The sequence below is a fragment of the Paracoccus sp. NFXS7 genome, from assembly GCF_040148865.1.
In the GTDB taxonomy this organism is placed as follows: Bacteria; Pseudomonadota; Alphaproteobacteria; order Rhodobacterales; family Rhodobacteraceae; genus Paracoccus; species Paracoccus marcusii.
Genome location: NZ_JAKEKV010000003.1, coordinates 157,774 through 172,254 on the forward strand (window position 1 = coordinate 157,774; position 14,481 = coordinate 172,254).

Consider the following 14,481-nt stretch of genomic DNA (forward strand, 5'->3'; position numbering starts at 1 on the left):
GCTTGCCGCCCCTGCCCCCATCTGCGATAGATCGCGCGAACACCGACCCCAGGAGGCCCCCGATGAGCTTTCGCGCCCGCCATCTTCTGGGCATCGACCATCTCAAGCCCGACGAGATCGTGTCGCTGTTGGATCTGTCCGAGGATTACGTCAGCCTGAACCGTCGCACGGTGAAGCATTCCGATGCGCTGGCCGGGATGACCCAGATCAACATGTTCTTCGAGAACTCGACCCGCACCCAGGCCAGCTTCGAACTGGCAGGCAAGCGGTTGGGCGCGGACGTGATGAACATGGCCGTCGCGCAATCGTCGGTGAAGAAGGGCGAGACGCTGATCGACACGGCGCTGACGCTGAACGCGATGCAGCCCGACCTGCTGGTGGTGCGCCATCCGCATTCGGGCGCGGTGAACCTGCTGGCGGAGAAGGTCAACTGCGCGGTCATCAACGCGGGCGACGGGCGGCACGAACATCCGACCCAGGCCCTGCTGGACGCGCTGACCATCCGCCGCGCCAAGGGGCGGCTGCAGCGCCTGACCATCGCCATCTGCGGCGACATCGCCCACAGCCGCGTGGCCCGGTCGAACCTGATCCTGCTGGGCAAGATGGAGAACCGCATCCGCCTGATCGGCCCCGCGACCCTGATGCCCGCGGGCGTCGCGGACATGGGGGTCGAACTGTACGAAGACATGCGCGAGGGGCTGCGCGGCGCCGACGTCGTCATGATGCTGCGCCTGCAGAAGGAGCGGATGGATGGCGGCTTCATCCCGTCCGAACGCGAATATTTCCATCGCTTCGGGCTGGATGCGGAAAAGCTGGCCCTGGCCGCGCCCGACGCGATCGTCATGCATCCGGGTCCCATGAACCGCGGGGTCGAGATCGACGGTACCATCGCCGACGACATCAACCGCAGCGTCATCCAGGACCAGGTCGAGATGGGCGTTGCCGTCCGCATGGCCGCCCTGGACCTGCTGGCCCGCAACCTGCGCGCCAGCCGTGGCCGCGCCGCCGCCGGAGAATCGTGATGGACCTGATCTTCCGCAACGCCCGCCTGATCGACCCAGAGGCCCAGACCGACGACATCGGCAGCCTGCGCGTCACCGACGGTCGCATCGCCGGACGCGGCGCGCCCGAGGAAGCCGCCCCCGAAGGCGCCACCGTCATCGACTGTCGCGGCCGCGCGCTGGCGCCCGGCCTGATCGACTGGGGCGTCAAGATCGGCGAACCGGGCGAACGTCACAAGGAAAGCTTCCGCAGCGCGGGCCGTGCCGCTGCGGCGGGCGGCGTCACCACGATCATCGCGCGCCCCGACACCACGCCCCCCATCGACACGCCCGAGGCGCTGGAATTCGTCGCCCGCCGCGCCATCGACGCGCCCGTCCACATCCGCCACATGGCAGCCCTGACCAAGGCCCGCGAAGGCCGCGAGATGGTCGAGATCGGCTTCCTGACCGATCTGGGCGCGGTGGCCTTCACCGACGGCGTGCGCGTGGTGCGCGACACCAAGCTCTTGGGCCGCTGCATGACCTATGCGCGGGGCCTCGACGCGCTGATCGTGGGCCATCCGCAGGACCCGTCCCTGTCGGCGGGGGCTGTGGCCACCAGCGGCAAGTTCGCATCCCTTTATGGCATCCCCGCCGTCTCCCCCATGGCCGAGGTGATGGGCCTGGACCGCGACCTGGCCCTGGTCGCGATGACGCGCGGGCGCTATCACGCCGACCAGATCACCGTGGCCGCCAGCCTGCCGGCCCTGGCGCGGGCACGCGATGCGGGGCTGGACGTGACGGCGGGCATCTCGATCCACCACCTGACGCTGAACGAGTTCGACGTGGGCGATTACCGGACCTTCTTCCGCTTCACGCCGCCGCTGCGGTCGGAGGATGACCGTCTGTCCATGGTCGATGCCGTGGCCCAGGGGCTGATCGACACCATCGCCAGCTTTCACACGCCCCAGGACGAGGAATCCAAACGCCTGCCCTTCGAGGCCGCGGCCCCCGGCGCCGTGGGCCTGCAGACCCTGCTGCCCGCGGCCCTGCGCCTGTATCATCAGGGCGGCCTGAGCCTGCCGCAGCTGTTCCGCGCCATGGCGCTGAACCCGGCGCGCAGGCTGGGCCTCTCGGCGGGTCGCCTGTCCGACGGCGCCCCCGCCGATCTGGTGCTGTTCGACCCCGACGCACCCTTCGTGCTGGACCGCTTCGCGCTTTTGTCCAAATCGAAGAACACCCCCTTCGACGGCGCGCGCATGCAGGGCCGCGTCCTGGGCACCTGGGTCGCGGGCACCCCCGTCTTCGGAGAGCAGGCATGATCCTCTGGGCGATCTTCGGCTATCTTCTGGGCTCTGTCCCCTTCGGCCTGGTCATCACGCGCGCCCTGGGCCTGGGCGATCTGCGCCAGATCGGCTCGGGCAACATCGGCGCGACCAACGTGCTGCGGACGGGCAACAAGGGCGCCGCGCTGGCCACGCTGCTGCTGGATTCGGGCAAGGGCGCCATCGCGGTCCTGCTGGCCCGCCATTTCGGCGGAGAGGCGGCGGCGATTCTGGCCGGCGGCGCGGCCTTCCTGGGCCATTGCTTCCCGGTCTGGCTGCGCTTCAAGGGCGGCAAGGGCGTCGCCACGTTCCTCGGGACGGTGATCGCGCTGAACTGGCCGTTGGGCCTGATCGCCTGCGCGACCTGGGCGCTGACCGCCGCAATCACCCGGATCAGCAGCCTCAGCGCGCTTCTGGCGGCCGCACTGGCCCCGGTCTTCGCCTGGGGCCTTGGGCGGACCGACATCGCGGCGGTCGCGGCCTTCATGGCGGTGCTGATCTTCATCAGGCACCATGCCAATATCAGCCGCCTCCTGGCCGGTACCGAACCCCGGATCGGCCGCAAGTAATCCTCAGCGCTTGGCGACCAGCCCGCGTCCCGGACGCACGGCGCGCACGGGCGCGGCGGCCAGACCGGTGGGCGTGAACGGCCCCTGCATCGGCGGGGCGGCCTCTGGCTCGACGGCGGCGACGGGCAGCGTGCCGCCCAACCGCTGCAGCGCATCGACACCCCGCCGCGCCGACACCGCGATCGAGATCAGTGCAAGGCAGGCCCCCGCCAGCAGGATCAGTGCGACCAGACCCACCAGCCCCAGAAGGATCGGCCAGGGCGGCACCCCCTCGGCCTGCCGGATCAGCAGCACGACCGCCGCCAGCAGCGCCAGCACCCCCAGCCCAAAGACCGCGGCCACCAACCGGCCGACCCATTGCATCACATCACCGCGCATCGCATGCCCCCGCATCTTTTTCGCCGGGGTGCCACCACCGGCGGCCCAGATCAAGACATCGCGGACGGGCGCGGCTCACACTCGCGTGCGTCGGCATCCGTCATGCGGGACACCCAAGGGGGGTCCGGGGGGACGGGACGTCCCCCCGGCACGTCGCGGGACGCAATCGGCGATCAGTAGGAATATTCGTCGTAGATCCGCGTCAGGTCGCCGTTCCAGGCGCCGCGATACTTCTCCAGCAACTCGTCGGCGGGGACCTTGCCGCTGTCGACGCTTTCCTTCAGCGCACTCAGGAAATGCGTCTCGTCGGGGACCAGGCCGTCGTTTCCCGACCGGGCGCGGGCCTTCAGCCCGCCCTCGGCAATGGCCAGGACCTCGCGGGCCAGGTCGTGCATCCTCACGCCCCCCGCCTGCGCCTGCAGGCCGTCGCGGCCCGCGGACCGGCGCAGCGCCTCGCGGGTCTCGGCGTCCCATCCCTTGACCAGGTCCCAGGCCGCATCCAGCGCCCCCTGATCATAGGTCAGCCCGACCCACAGCGCAGGCAGCGCGCACAGCCTGCGCCACGGGCCGCCATCGGCCCCGCGCATCTCGATGTACTTCTTGACGCGCGCCTCGGGGAACACGGTGGTCATGTGATCGGCCCAGTCCGACAGGGTCGGCACCTCGCCCGGCAGGGCCGGCAGCTGGCCCTTCAGGAAATCGCGGAAACTCTGGCCCAGGGCGTCGATGTACTTCCCGTCGCGATAGACGAAATACATGGGCACGTCCAAGACGTAGTCCACCCAGGCCTCATAGCCGAACCCCTCCTCGAAGACGAAGGGCAGCATGCCGGTCCGCGCCGCATCCAGGTTCTGCCAGATATGCGCGCGCCAGGATTTCATCCCGTTGGGCTTGCCGTCCAGGAAGGGCGAATTGGCGAACAGCGCGGTGGCCACCGGTTGCAGCGCCAGGGCCACGCGCATCTTCCGGACCATGTCGGCCTCGGACGCGAAATCCAGGTTCACCTGCACCGTGCAGGTCCGGTACATCATCTGCGTGCCCAGCGTGCCCACCCGACCCATATAGTCGGTCATCAGCCGATACCGCCCCTTGGGCATCATCGGCATGTCATCCTGGCCCCAGATCGGCGCCGCACCCAAGCCGATGAAGCCCGCGCCGATATCGGCGGCGACAGCCTCGACCTCGGCCAGATGGCCGTTCACCTCGTCGCAGGTCTGGTGGATCGTCTCAAGGGGCGCACCGGACAGTTCCAGCTGGCCGCCGGGCTCTAGGCTGACATTGGCGCCGTCGCGCTCCAGCCCGATCAGCTTGCCGGCCTCCAGGACCGGGGTCCAGTTGAAGCGGTCGCGCAACCCCTCCAGCATGGCCGTGATCGACACGGGACCCTCATAGGGCAGCGGCATCTTGCGCGCGTCGTCATAGCCGAACTTCTCGTGCTCGACGCCGATGCGCCAGGCGTCCTTCGGCTTCTCGCCGCTGGCGATATAGGCGGCCAGCTGGTCACGATGTTCGATGGGGCCTCCGCCCTGCTGGGGAATGGACATGGACGATGAGGCCTTTCAAGGGTTTCCGGTCGGTCACAGGTGGCAACGCGGACGGGCCAAGTCAAGCCGCCTCAGCCCGGCCTCCGCCAAACGGTGCGCATCGCATCCTGCTGTCGGGCCACCTGTGCCAGTGCCGCCGACACCGCGCCCATGTCCAGACCGGGCAACGCGGTGAAGGCATCGGCCAGCGCCCCGGCCCCCGCCGCGTCGGCGGGGATCAGCAACGCCTCGCCCGACTGGCTGCGCAGGCGCCAATGCGCATGACCGTCCAGCCGCAACAGGCGGATCTCGACCAGGTCGCGCAGGGGGATCTCTCCGCCCATGTCGGTCGCGCCGTAATAGCGGATCGCCCCCTCGACGATCTCGACCACGCCGGGGGCGGCGACGGGGCGACGAAACGGCGTGCGGCGCAGCGCCCCCAGGGCCAGGCTGCCCGCAACCAATGCCCCTGCCCCGCCCAGGACCGCAAAGAACCAGCCACCCCAAAACGCCACCCACAGCGCGGCCAAGGCCAGCGCCGCAAAGATCAGCAGTTCGGAGTGGGTGCGCAGCAGGTTGCGCAGCTCAGGCCGGATCACGGGCGGCGGCCGGGCATGGGTATTCGGATGACGAAGACGTTCACCACCGGGTCAGCGCGTCCTCGTCCTCGGGGCGGGCGGCGACCCAGCCCGTGGTGCCGTCGCGCGCGATCTCGCGCTTCCAGAAGGGGGCGCGGGATTTCAGCCAATCCATCAGGAAATCGGCCGCGTCGAATGCCGCACGGCGATGGCGGGCGGCGGTGGCGACCATCATGATCTGTCCCCCCACCGGGATGCGGCCGTGGCGATGGACGATGCGCCAGTCGGCCAGCCCAAAGCGCGATGCGGCGGCCAGCCCGTGATCGGTCAGCGCGCGTTCGGTCATGCCGGGGTAATGCTCGATCTCCAGCGCGTCCAGCAGGCCGCCGTCGTCGCGCACGATGCCGGTGAAGGTGACGACCGCCCCGGCCCCCGCGCCAAAGCCCGCAAGTTCGGACGCCAGATCGAAGGGGTCGGACTGGACGCGGGCGCTCATCAGCCGCCCGTCATCGGCGGGAAGAACGCGACCTCTCGGGCGCCGGCCAGGGGCGCGTCCAGATCGGTCAGCTGCTGGTCCACGGCGCAGCGCAGGGCCGCGATGTCGCCAAAGGCCGCGGCATGCCCGTCAGACTGTGCGACCAGTTCGGCGATCAGCGCGCGCGGGGTCGCGGCCTCCGTCTGCACGGTTTCGCGGGGGTGGCCGATGCGTTCGCGCAGCCAGGCGAAATACAGGATCTCAACCGTCACGACGGGAATCCTTCAGATAGGGCAGCGCCTTGATGAAATAGTCCCAGCCCGTCCAGGCCGTCAGCGCCGCGGCGATCCAGATCAGCGTCAGGCCGGCATAGGTGGCAAGCGCCGCCCAGCTGCCCGACCAGATTAGCCCGACCTCGCCCACGCGGGGGGCCAGGCCGTGTTCGACATAGGCCAGGCCCGTGGCCAGGAACAGGATCGAGATGGCGACCATCTGCAGGGTCGTCTTCCATTTCGCCAGCTTGGTCACCGCCAGCAGGCGCGACTTGTCGCCCAGGTATTCGCGCAGGCCGGACACGAAGACCTCGCGGAACAGGATGATCGTCACCGGCAGGATCAGCCAGGGGTTCATCCCGGAATACCCGGTGATGACCACCAGCGCGATGACCACCATGGCCTTGTCCGCGATCGGGTCCATCGCGGCGCCAAAGCGGCTTTCCTGTTTCCAGGCGCGGGCCAGATAGCCGTCGATCCAGTCGGTGATCGCCGCGCCCATGAACAGCGCCAGCGCCGCCCAGTCGGCCCAGGGCCTGTGGAAGTACAGAAACATCAGCGGGACCCCGGGGGCCGCCAGCAGACGCAGAAGGGTCAGGATATTCGGAAGGTTCCAACGCATGGCCGCACGCTAGTCCCTGCCGCGGGCGTTGGAAAGGGCCAACGCGCCGCTGGCGAAGCTGTGATCCGGACCTGTCATCCCTTGGCGTTGAAGTGGTCATAGACCTTTTGCGCCATCGCCGCGGAAATGCCCGGCGCCGCTTGCAGATCGGTCAGCCCGGCGCGGCCCACGGCCTTGGCGCTGCCGAAATGCTGCAGCAGGGCGCGCTTGCGCGACGCGCCGATGCCCGCGATCTCGTCCAGGGGGTTGGCCATCTGCGATTTCGCGCGTTTGGCGCGATGGGTGCCGATGGCCCAGCGGTGCGCCTCGTCGCGCAGGCGCTGGACGAAGTACAGGACCGGGTCGTTCATGCGCAGCGCGAAGGGGCGCTGGCCGTGGCGGTGGAACTCCTCCTTGCCGTGGTCGCGGTCCTGGCCCTTGGCGACGCCGATCATCGGGATGTCCTCGACGCCCAGTTCGGCCATGATCTCGTGGACGGCCGAAACCTGCCCCGCGCCGCCGTCGATCAGCAGCAGGTCCGGCCAGGCCTCGGTCTGGCGGTCGGGATCGTCCTTCAGCAGACGGGTGAAGCGGCGCGTCAGCACCTCCTTCATCATGCCGAAGTCGTCGCCGGGAGTGATCTCGGTGCCCTTGATGTTGAACTTGCGGTACTGGTTCTTGATCCAGCCTTCGGCCCCCGCGACGATCATGCCGCCGACCGCGTTGGTGCCCATGATGTGGCTGTTGTCATAGACCTCGATCCGGCGCGGGGGTGCGGGCAGCTCGAACGCGTCGGCCAGACCCTCCAGCAGGCGCAGCTGGGTCGCGCTTTCGGACATGCGCCGCGCCAGGCTCTCGCGCGCATTGCGCAGCGCGTTGGTCACCAGGTCGGATTTCTCGCCGCGCAGGGGCACGGCCACCTCGACCTTGCGGCGGGCGCGTTCGGACAGGATCTCGGCGGTCAGGTCCGGGTCCTCGGGCGGGTGGGACAGCAGGATCTGGCGCGGCGGCGGGGTGCTGTCATAGAACTGCATCAGAAAGGCCTGCATCACCTCGTCCGGGCTCTCGGCCCCGCCAAGGCGCGGATAGAAGTCGCGGTTGCCCCAGCTTTGATTGCCGCGGATGAAGAAGACCTGCACGCAGGCCTGCCCCCCCTCCATATGCAGGGCCACGATGTCGGCCTCGGCCACGCCCTTGGGGTTGATCGCCTGCACCGACTGCACCGCGGTCAGCGCCTTGATGCGGTCACGCAGGGCGGCCGCGCGCTCATACTCCATGTTCTCGGCCGCGCGGGCCATCTCAGCGGCCAGATCGGACTGGATGGTCGTGGTCTTGCCCTGCAGGAACCGTTCCGCGTCATTGACCAGCGCGTTGTAGTCGGGCGCGCTGATGCGGCCCACGCAGGGCGCGCTGCACCGCTTGATCTGGAACAGCAGGCAGGGGCGGGTGCGGCTCTCGAACACGCTGTCGGTGCAGTTCCTCAGCAGGAACACGCGCTGCAGCTGGGTCAGCGTGCGGTTGACCGCCCCCGCGCTGGCAAAGGGGCCGTAATAGTCGCCCTTTTCCGACTTCGCGCCGCGGTGCTTCTTGATCTGGGGATAGTCGTGGGACTTGGCCACCAGGATGTTCGGGAACGACTTGTCGTCGCGCAGAAGCACGTTGTAGCGCGGCTTGAGCTGCTTGATCAGGTTCTGCTCCAGGAGCAGCGCCTCGGTCTCGGTGTTCGTGGTCAGGAACATCATCGAGGCCGTCTCGCGGATCATCCGCGCGATGCGCCCCGAATGGCCCGACGGCCGGGCATAGTTCGACACCCGCGCCCGCAGGTCGCGCGCCTTGCCCACGTAAAGAACCGCCTGCTGGGCATCCAGCATGCGATAGACGCCGGGACTGCTGTCCAGCGTGCGAAGGTAATCCTGGATGAGGGCGTGGCCGGTTTTCTGGGTCATGACGTGAACTTGGTGATTCTCGGGCCCGCTGCAAGTTCCGGGGACCGAAGGCAAGAAGGAAGCTTTCCACGGAATCTGTGGATAATTCTGTGGGTGGGCTGTGAGGATGACCCCGCAGGGCCAGCAATCGTTACAGTTCCGTGAAGTTGCCCTTATTTTAGGCAGATCGCAATGGCATTGTTATTGCTTGATAATTTTTATTCAGGCCCGTTGTGGACAGAAAAATCTTGCAGAATCCGCATCTTGCAGGGGTCTGCCGGGGTGCCGTGGACAAAATGATCCGATCGTTCCGGATCGGGCCTATTCCGGCCCCAGGACGTCGGGCGTGCGCCACCCCAGATGTTGTCCGCCATCGACGCAGATCAGCTGTCCGGTGACCGCACGCGCGTCCAGGAAGTACCCCAGGGCGTCGGTGATCCCCTGGGCATCCGCCCCCCTGCCCAGCACCGTCGCAGCCCTCTGGGCGGCAAAATGGCGGTCGCTCTGGCGGGCGCCCTGCAGGGTCGGACCAGGACCGATGGCGTTCACGCGGATGTCGGCTGCCAGGGCCTGTGCCGCGGTGCGCGTCAGCGACCACAGCGCGGCCTTGGCAATGGAATAGGTCATGAACTCTGGCGTGGGCTTCAGCACCCGCTGATCGACCATGTTCACCACCAGGCCCGCGGCCTGAGGTTCGCCGTTCTCGTCCGGGCGCGCCTTGGGGCATTGCGCGGCAAAGGCCTGCATCAGCTGGAAGGGCGCGCGAAGGTTCGACCCCAGGTGCCGGTCCCAACCCTGCATCGTCGCGCTGCGCATCGTGTCGTATTCGAAGATCGAGGCGTTGTTGACCAGCACGGTCAGCGGCCCCATCGCCGATGCGACATCCGGGACCAGCGCGGCGGTCGCATCGGCGTCCAGCAGGTCGACCTGGAAGGTCTGCGCCCGCACGCCCAGGGCGCGTGCGTCAGCGGCCGTGCCCTCGGCATCGTCGGCCGAGCCGGCATAGTGGATCGCCACGTCATGGCCGCGCCGCGCCAGTTCCAGCGTCATCGCGCGGCCAAGGCGGCGGGCCGCCCCCGTGACCAGCGCGACGCCCGTCACAGCAGCACCCAGGCATAGGCGGCATAGCCCGCCACGAACAGCGCCCCCACCGGCCGCGTCAGGCTGATGCCGCGGAACAGGAACGGGAACAGCAGCAGGGCCGCGCCCAGCATCACCCACAAATCCAGCCGCAGCATCTCGGGCGGGATGGGCAACGGAGAGATGACCGCGGTGATCCCCAGGATGGCCAGGATGTTGAAGATGTTCGAGCCGACCACGTTGCCAAGCGCCATGTCCGCCCGACCCTTCAGCGCGGATGCGACCGAGGCCGCCAGTTCCGGCAACGACGTGCCGATCGCGACCAGCGTCAGCCCGATCACGGTCTCGCTGATGCCGAAGGCGCGGGCGATGTCGGTCGCGCCATTGACCAGCAGGTTCGCCCCGACCGGCAGCAGCACCAGGCCCAGGCCCAGCCAGACCGCGATGCGCCCCCAGCCCGCGCCCAGGGTCGCGCCGTCCACGCCGTCGGCCTGCGTCTCCTCGGCGCGGCCTGTGGACAGTTGCCGCCACAGGACCGCGGCCAGCGCCAGCAGCAGGATCACGCCCTCAAGGCGCCCGATCTCTCCGGTCAGGGCGATGCCGATCAACAGCAGCGAGGCCGCGATCATCATCCCCCAGCTTTCGCGCAGGTCGTGCCCCTTGGTGACGATCACCGACACCAGCGCGGTCACGCCCAGGATCACCAGCACGTTGGCGATGTTCGAACCAACGACATTGCCCATGGCAATGCCGCTGGACCCCTTCAGCGCCGCCGACAGCGACACCAGCAGCTCGGGCGCCGATGTGCCGAAGGCCACGACGGTCAGGCCCACGACCAAGGGCGTCATGCCCAGTTTCAGCGACAGCCCGACGGCGCCCTTGACCAGCAGGTCGCCCCCCAGAACCAGAAGGGCCAGTCCGCCCAGCACCAGAAGCAGTTCAACGATCACGATGGTCGATCCCCAGGAATTTTTTCAGAAAACGGCGCAGGCCCGGTCCGCGCAGCAGGGCGACGACGACCATGACCAGCAGGAACAGGAGGACGATGCGCAGCATCATCCGCGGGTGCCGAACCGCTGGAAGGCGGCGCGATCCTCGGCCGCGTCCATCAGAAGGTCGGCGGACAGGCCTAGGCGGCGCAGCAGCGGCCGGCGCATGCCGTGCACCTCTAAGCGGATCTTGTCGCCATACAGCGCCTTGAGCCGCGGGACCGGATGAGCGATGCCGTCGGCCAGCCCAAGGCGCACGGAGTCCAGCCCTGCCCAGAACTCTCCGGTAAACAAGTCGCGTTCGGCGTTCAGGCGGGTGCCGCGACGGGCGCGGACATGGTCCTTGAACGCCTGGTGGATCGGTTCGAGGATCGCGTGCAGGCGGGCCACGTCGTCGGGATCCTGCGGGCGGAACGGGTCCAGCGTCGATTTCGACGTGCCGGCCGTATGAACGCGGCGTTCGATGCCCCATCGCTGGATCAGCTGGTCGAACCCGAACCCGGCCGAGATCACCCCGATCGACCCCAGGATCGAGCTTTCGTCCGCCCAGATGTCGTCGGCCGCGCAGGCCAGCCAATAGCCGCCCGATGCGGCCACGTCCTCGACGAAGGCATGGACGGGAATGTCGGTCTCATCCGCCAGCCTGCGGATGCGCGCCGCGATCAGCGACGACTGCACGGGCGACCCGCCCGGCGAATTGATGATCAACGCCACGGCCAGGGGCTTGCCGCGCCGGAACGCGCGTTCGATCACGGGGGCAAGGGCCGCATCGTTCAGGCCGCCGCCGCGCCCCGCACCACCGATGGTGCCGGACAGGCGGATGACCGCGACGCGGGGCTTGCGGGACAGCAGGCGAGAGACGACGGGAATACGCATCGCCCACAGATAGGCCGCGCGGGGGCGGCCCACAAGGCGGGACGTCAGGCGGGGATGTCGCGGATCGTGTCGCCGGGCAGAAAGGTCGGCGTCAGCGCGATGATGCGGTTGTCGGGCGCCGCGTCCTTGCCCGACACCAGCCGCGCCGCGCGCCGCCCGACATCGACGCGCCGCGCATCCGTGGTGGCCAGGCGCATCGGCAGCCCGTCCAGCAGGTCGACCCCGTTGAACCCCGCCAGCCCCAGCCTGCCGGGCACGTCATAGCCGCGGTCGATGCAGTGCAGCAGCCCCCCTGCCCCGATCATGTCGTTCGAGAAATACAGGAAATCCAGGTCCGGCGCGCGCGTCAGGATGCGCTCGGTCAGCTCGCGCCCCTTCAGCAGGGACGATCCGCCCTGATAGTATTCGCGCGCCTCCAGCTGGACGCCGGCGGCGGCCAGCCCCTCCTCGAAGCCCAGCAGGCGTTTGCGGGCGCGGTGATCCTCGGGCATGTGGGTGCCCACGAAACCGATGCGGCGATAGCCCGCCGCCAGGATACGGTCGGCCATCTCGCGCCCGGCGCGGATATGAGAGATGCCGACCAGCGTGTCGATCCCCTCGCCGTCGACATCCATGATCTCGACCACCGGCAGGCCTGAGTTCTGCAGCATCGCGCGCGCCGCCTTGCTGTGCTCCAGCCCCGCCAGGATCACGCCCGAGGGCCGCCAGGACAGCATGTCGTACAGCACCATCTCCTCGCGCGCGGGGGAATAGTTGGTGACACCGATCACCGGCTGCAGGCCAGTATCGTCCAGTTCCGCCGAAATGCCGCCCAACACGTCGGGAAAGACCAGGTTCGACAGCGACGGGATGACCACGGCGACCAGGTTGACCCGCTGGCTGGCCAGTCCGCCCGCGATCTTGTTGGGAACATAGCCGAGCGTCTTGGCCGCGGTCAGCACCTTTTCACGCGTGGCCGCCGACACGTCGCCCCGGTTGCGCAGGACCCGGCTGACGGTCATCTCCGAGACGCCCGACGCCTCGGAGACGTCTCTGAGGGTCAGGGGGCGGCGCGGTCGAATGGGCAGCATGGGGCGTTCCGATCTGTGGATGGCCGATGTTAGCGAAGGACAGACCGGCCCACAACCGCCCCTGCCGCCGCTTGCCAAGCGCCCCCCGGTTTGAGTATGCATGCCCGGCAGGCCCCGTGGCTCAACTGGATAGAGCAGCCCCCTCCTAAGGGGCAGGTTACAGGTTCGAGTCCTGTCGGGGTCACCATAACCACCAGTTAGTTAGATAGACTCTTGGATTTGCCAGTTGCGATCGTGGGCCAGGTAAAGTTCGCGCAAGGTAAGGCGATCACAAAAGCGCCCGATTGAAGGTCGAGCGCTTACAGACAGTGAAGGATATAGCTGGTTCAGCTAAGGCTAGCTAAGGAGACCGTTCATTGCGCTTAGATCATAGGAACAGATCCGTAGACAGTTGCGTCTGAGTAAGTCGATGTGCGACTAGGCGAGAGGGACGAACAAGAGATCTGTTAACAGCTTGATTGGAACTTTGCTCGTTCTCGCCTGAACCAACATAAACAACTGTATTGGATTTTTATCACAACCCCTGTTGGTCGAAGTTCCGTGCCATGAGGCATTGATCCAGCAATTTAGCGCAGTGCATCTTGGTCTCGATGCGGCGTCGCCGGTAATATCCGGTAATATCTAGTCCAGTTTCGCCAGATCGCGCGGCTGAGGTATTTCGAAGCTCGCCGGGCCTGGCTTCTGGGTCCGGTACCCGAAGAAACAGCCTTCCACGGCTTAACGTTTTTGCAGGGGGGATGACGGCATTCGCCCCGCGGTCAGGGATGGCGTTGTGGCATTCACGGGTATCGAAAGCACCATCTGTAGTGATGCTTCCGATGGCCTTGTCCGCCGGGATCTGGTTAAGCAGATCCGGCAGCACCGGGGCATCACCGGTATGACTCCAAGTGACCTCGACGGCCCGAACCTCCAGCGTTTGCTCATTGATTTCAAGATATCCCTTGCGCCAGACCCGCCGCTTGGACCGGTAATCCTCCCCATGCTTGCGTGGGTTCCACTCGCCCTCACCCTCGACCTTGACGCCGTGCTATCGATCATCAGGTGTAGCGGGCCGTTGGGGCCACGATATGGGCTATTCACGGCCAGCGTCCTCTGGCTGCGCAATAGCGTGCCGAACTCCGGCATAGCTCAATTAGAACCCATGAGATGCAACAGGCTCTAGAAGAAGCCACTCGCCAAGATCACTCGGACCAGTGTCGTTTCGATGGCTCGATCTGCCGTAATGCCATGTCGAACAGATCCTTCATCATCAGACAAGTATGGATGACGGTATCGTCGTAGACCTATTGGCGGTCACACTTGCCTGATGGCGCGGCATTCCGGTTCACCTCGGGGTCGAACCAGATCGTAGCGAACTACGGCGCTTGGGCGCTTCATTGCAGGCCGGCCAGTTCCTGGTCCTGTAAACTGGGGGTGTCGGATTGCTCATGTAGCCCAGTTACCAAGCTGGGTTCATAAGATAAATCCCTTGCAGAATTTGTGTAGCAGAGCCGGCGGAAGCAGCACATTTCACCGCGGCTCAAGATACAGTAAATAAAACAGAAATCTTTCTTATGCAGTATACGCGCGAAAGCAAAGCCTGATTTCCAATCCACAGCGACAAGGAGGAAGCTTAAGTCTAACGATCGACATGGCGCCACACATTACCATCAAGCTGAGGGATTCTTTGAACAGCATGCACCGACATAACCTATGCCAAAACCATACATAAATTATTATATTTAAATATATTAACGGCGCCAAATCAGCGTTTATCATTGCGCCGTTCAATTAGGTGAGCATGCCTTTTTCAGTTGAGATACTTAAAAAAACACATTGCGCTAATAATAATAATTCATTA

Annotated in this window: 14 protein-coding genes, 1 tRNA gene and 1 pseudogene; 4 read left to right on the top strand and 12 right to left on the bottom strand. The window is 66.6% G+C overall.

Annotated elements, in window-relative coordinates:
• Positions 1–62: 62 nt before the first annotated feature.
• The 3 genes from LZ686_RS07625 to plsY are packed head-to-tail and all read left to right on the top strand — an operon-like array spanning position 63 to position 2,874.
• Positions 63–1,022, top strand: a complete 960-nt coding sequence (locus tag LZ686_RS07625) for an aspartate carbamoyltransferase catalytic subunit (protein ID WP_045981080.1) — start codon at positions 63–65, stop codon at positions 1,020–1,022.
• Entirely contained in the window at positions 1,022–2,302 is a 1,281-nt protein-coding gene (gene pyrC / locus LZ686_RS07630) for a dihydroorotase (protein ID WP_349547419.1), read from the top strand. The genes LZ686_RS07625 and pyrC overlap by 1 nt, the downstream gene beginning before the upstream one ends.
• Entirely contained in the window at positions 2,299–2,874 is a 576-nt protein-coding gene (plsY, locus tag LZ686_RS07635; RefSeq protein ID WP_349547420.1) for a glycerol-3-phosphate 1-O-acyltransferase PlsY, read from the top strand. The genes pyrC and plsY overlap by 4 nt, the downstream gene beginning before the upstream one ends.
• 3 nt (positions 2,875–2,877) lie before the next feature.
• Here plsY and LZ686_RS07640 read toward each other — a convergent pair whose 3' ends face one another.
• From LZ686_RS07640 to LZ686_RS07690, 11 genes are all read right to left on the bottom strand, one after another.
• Positions 2,878–3,252, bottom strand: coding sequence for a hypothetical protein (locus tag LZ686_RS07640; protein WP_045981077.1), 375 nt, complete (start codon positions 3,250–3,252; stop codon positions 2,878–2,880).
• A gap of 173 nt (positions 3,253–3,425) precedes the next feature.
• Positions 3,426–4,796, bottom strand: coding sequence for a glutamate--cysteine ligase (locus LZ686_RS07645; RefSeq protein WP_349547421.1), 1,371 nt, complete (start codon positions 4,794–4,796; stop codon positions 3,426–3,428).
• Positions 4,797–4,867: 71 nt separating this feature from the next.
• Positions 4,868–5,374, bottom strand: coding sequence for a hypothetical protein (locus tag LZ686_RS07650; RefSeq protein WP_295169400.1), 507 nt, complete (start codon positions 5,372–5,374; stop codon positions 4,868–4,870).
• Positions 5,375–5,414: 40 nt separating this feature from the next.
• On the bottom strand, positions 5,415–5,849 hold the full coding sequence (locus LZ686_RS07655; protein WP_045981074.1) for a molybdenum cofactor biosynthesis protein MoaE: 435 nt from the start codon (positions 5,847–5,849) through the stop codon (positions 5,415–5,417).
• A complete protein-coding gene (gene moaD / locus LZ686_RS07660; RefSeq protein WP_349547422.1) occupies positions 5,849–6,100 on the bottom strand; it encodes a molybdopterin converting factor subunit 1 in 252 nt (83 codons plus the stop codon). The genes LZ686_RS07655 and moaD overlap by 1 nt, the downstream gene beginning before the upstream one ends.
• A complete protein-coding gene (gene pgsA, locus LZ686_RS07665; protein WP_045981072.1) occupies positions 6,090–6,722 on the bottom strand; it encodes a CDP-diacylglycerol--glycerol-3-phosphate 3-phosphatidyltransferase in 633 nt (210 codons plus the stop codon). Before pgsA ends, moaD begins: the two co-directional genes overlap by 11 nt.
• A 74-nt stretch (positions 6,723–6,796) precedes the next feature.
• A complete protein-coding gene (gene uvrC, locus LZ686_RS07670) occupies positions 6,797–8,647 on the bottom strand; it encodes an excinuclease ABC subunit UvrC (protein WP_349547423.1) in 1,851 nt (616 codons plus the stop codon).
• A 300-nt stretch (positions 8,648–8,947) separates the two neighbouring features.
• Positions 8,948–9,727 carry an SDR family oxidoreductase gene (locus LZ686_RS07675; protein ID WP_349547424.1) on the bottom strand — a complete coding sequence of 260 codons (780 nt, stop codon included), beginning with the start codon at positions 9,725–9,727 and terminating at the stop codon, positions 8,948–8,950.
• The gene (locus tag LZ686_RS07680; RefSeq protein WP_045981070.1) at positions 9,724–10,656 is read right to left on the bottom strand and encodes a calcium/sodium antiporter; all 933 of its coding nucleotides are present in this window, start codon (positions 10,654–10,656) and stop codon (positions 9,724–9,726) included. The genes LZ686_RS07675 and LZ686_RS07680 overlap by 4 nt, the downstream gene beginning before the upstream one ends.
• Positions 10,657–10,761: 105 nt before the next feature.
• Positions 10,762–11,571, bottom strand: a complete 810-nt coding sequence (locus LZ686_RS07685) for a S49 family peptidase (RefSeq protein WP_349547425.1) — start codon at positions 11,569–11,571, stop codon at positions 10,762–10,764.
• 44 nt (positions 11,572–11,615) lie between these two features.
• Positions 11,616–12,641 (bottom strand): LacI family DNA-binding transcriptional regulator, encoded by a 1,026-nt coding sequence (locus LZ686_RS07690; protein ID WP_045981069.1) that lies wholly within the window; start codon positions 12,639–12,641, stop codon positions 11,616–11,618.
• A gap of 110 nt (positions 12,642–12,751) precedes the next feature.
• On the opposite strand from LZ686_RS07690, the gene LZ686_RS07695 reads away from it, so the two are divergent.
• Positions 12,752–12,828, top strand: a tRNA-Arg gene (locus tag LZ686_RS07695).
• A gap of 327 nt (positions 12,829–13,155) precedes the next feature.
• Here LZ686_RS07695 and LZ686_RS07700 read toward each other — a convergent pair.
• A pseudogene (locus tag LZ686_RS07700) lies at positions 13,156–13,602 on the bottom strand (transposase); the annotation flags it as partial.
• Positions 13,603–14,481: the final 879 nt, after the last annotated feature.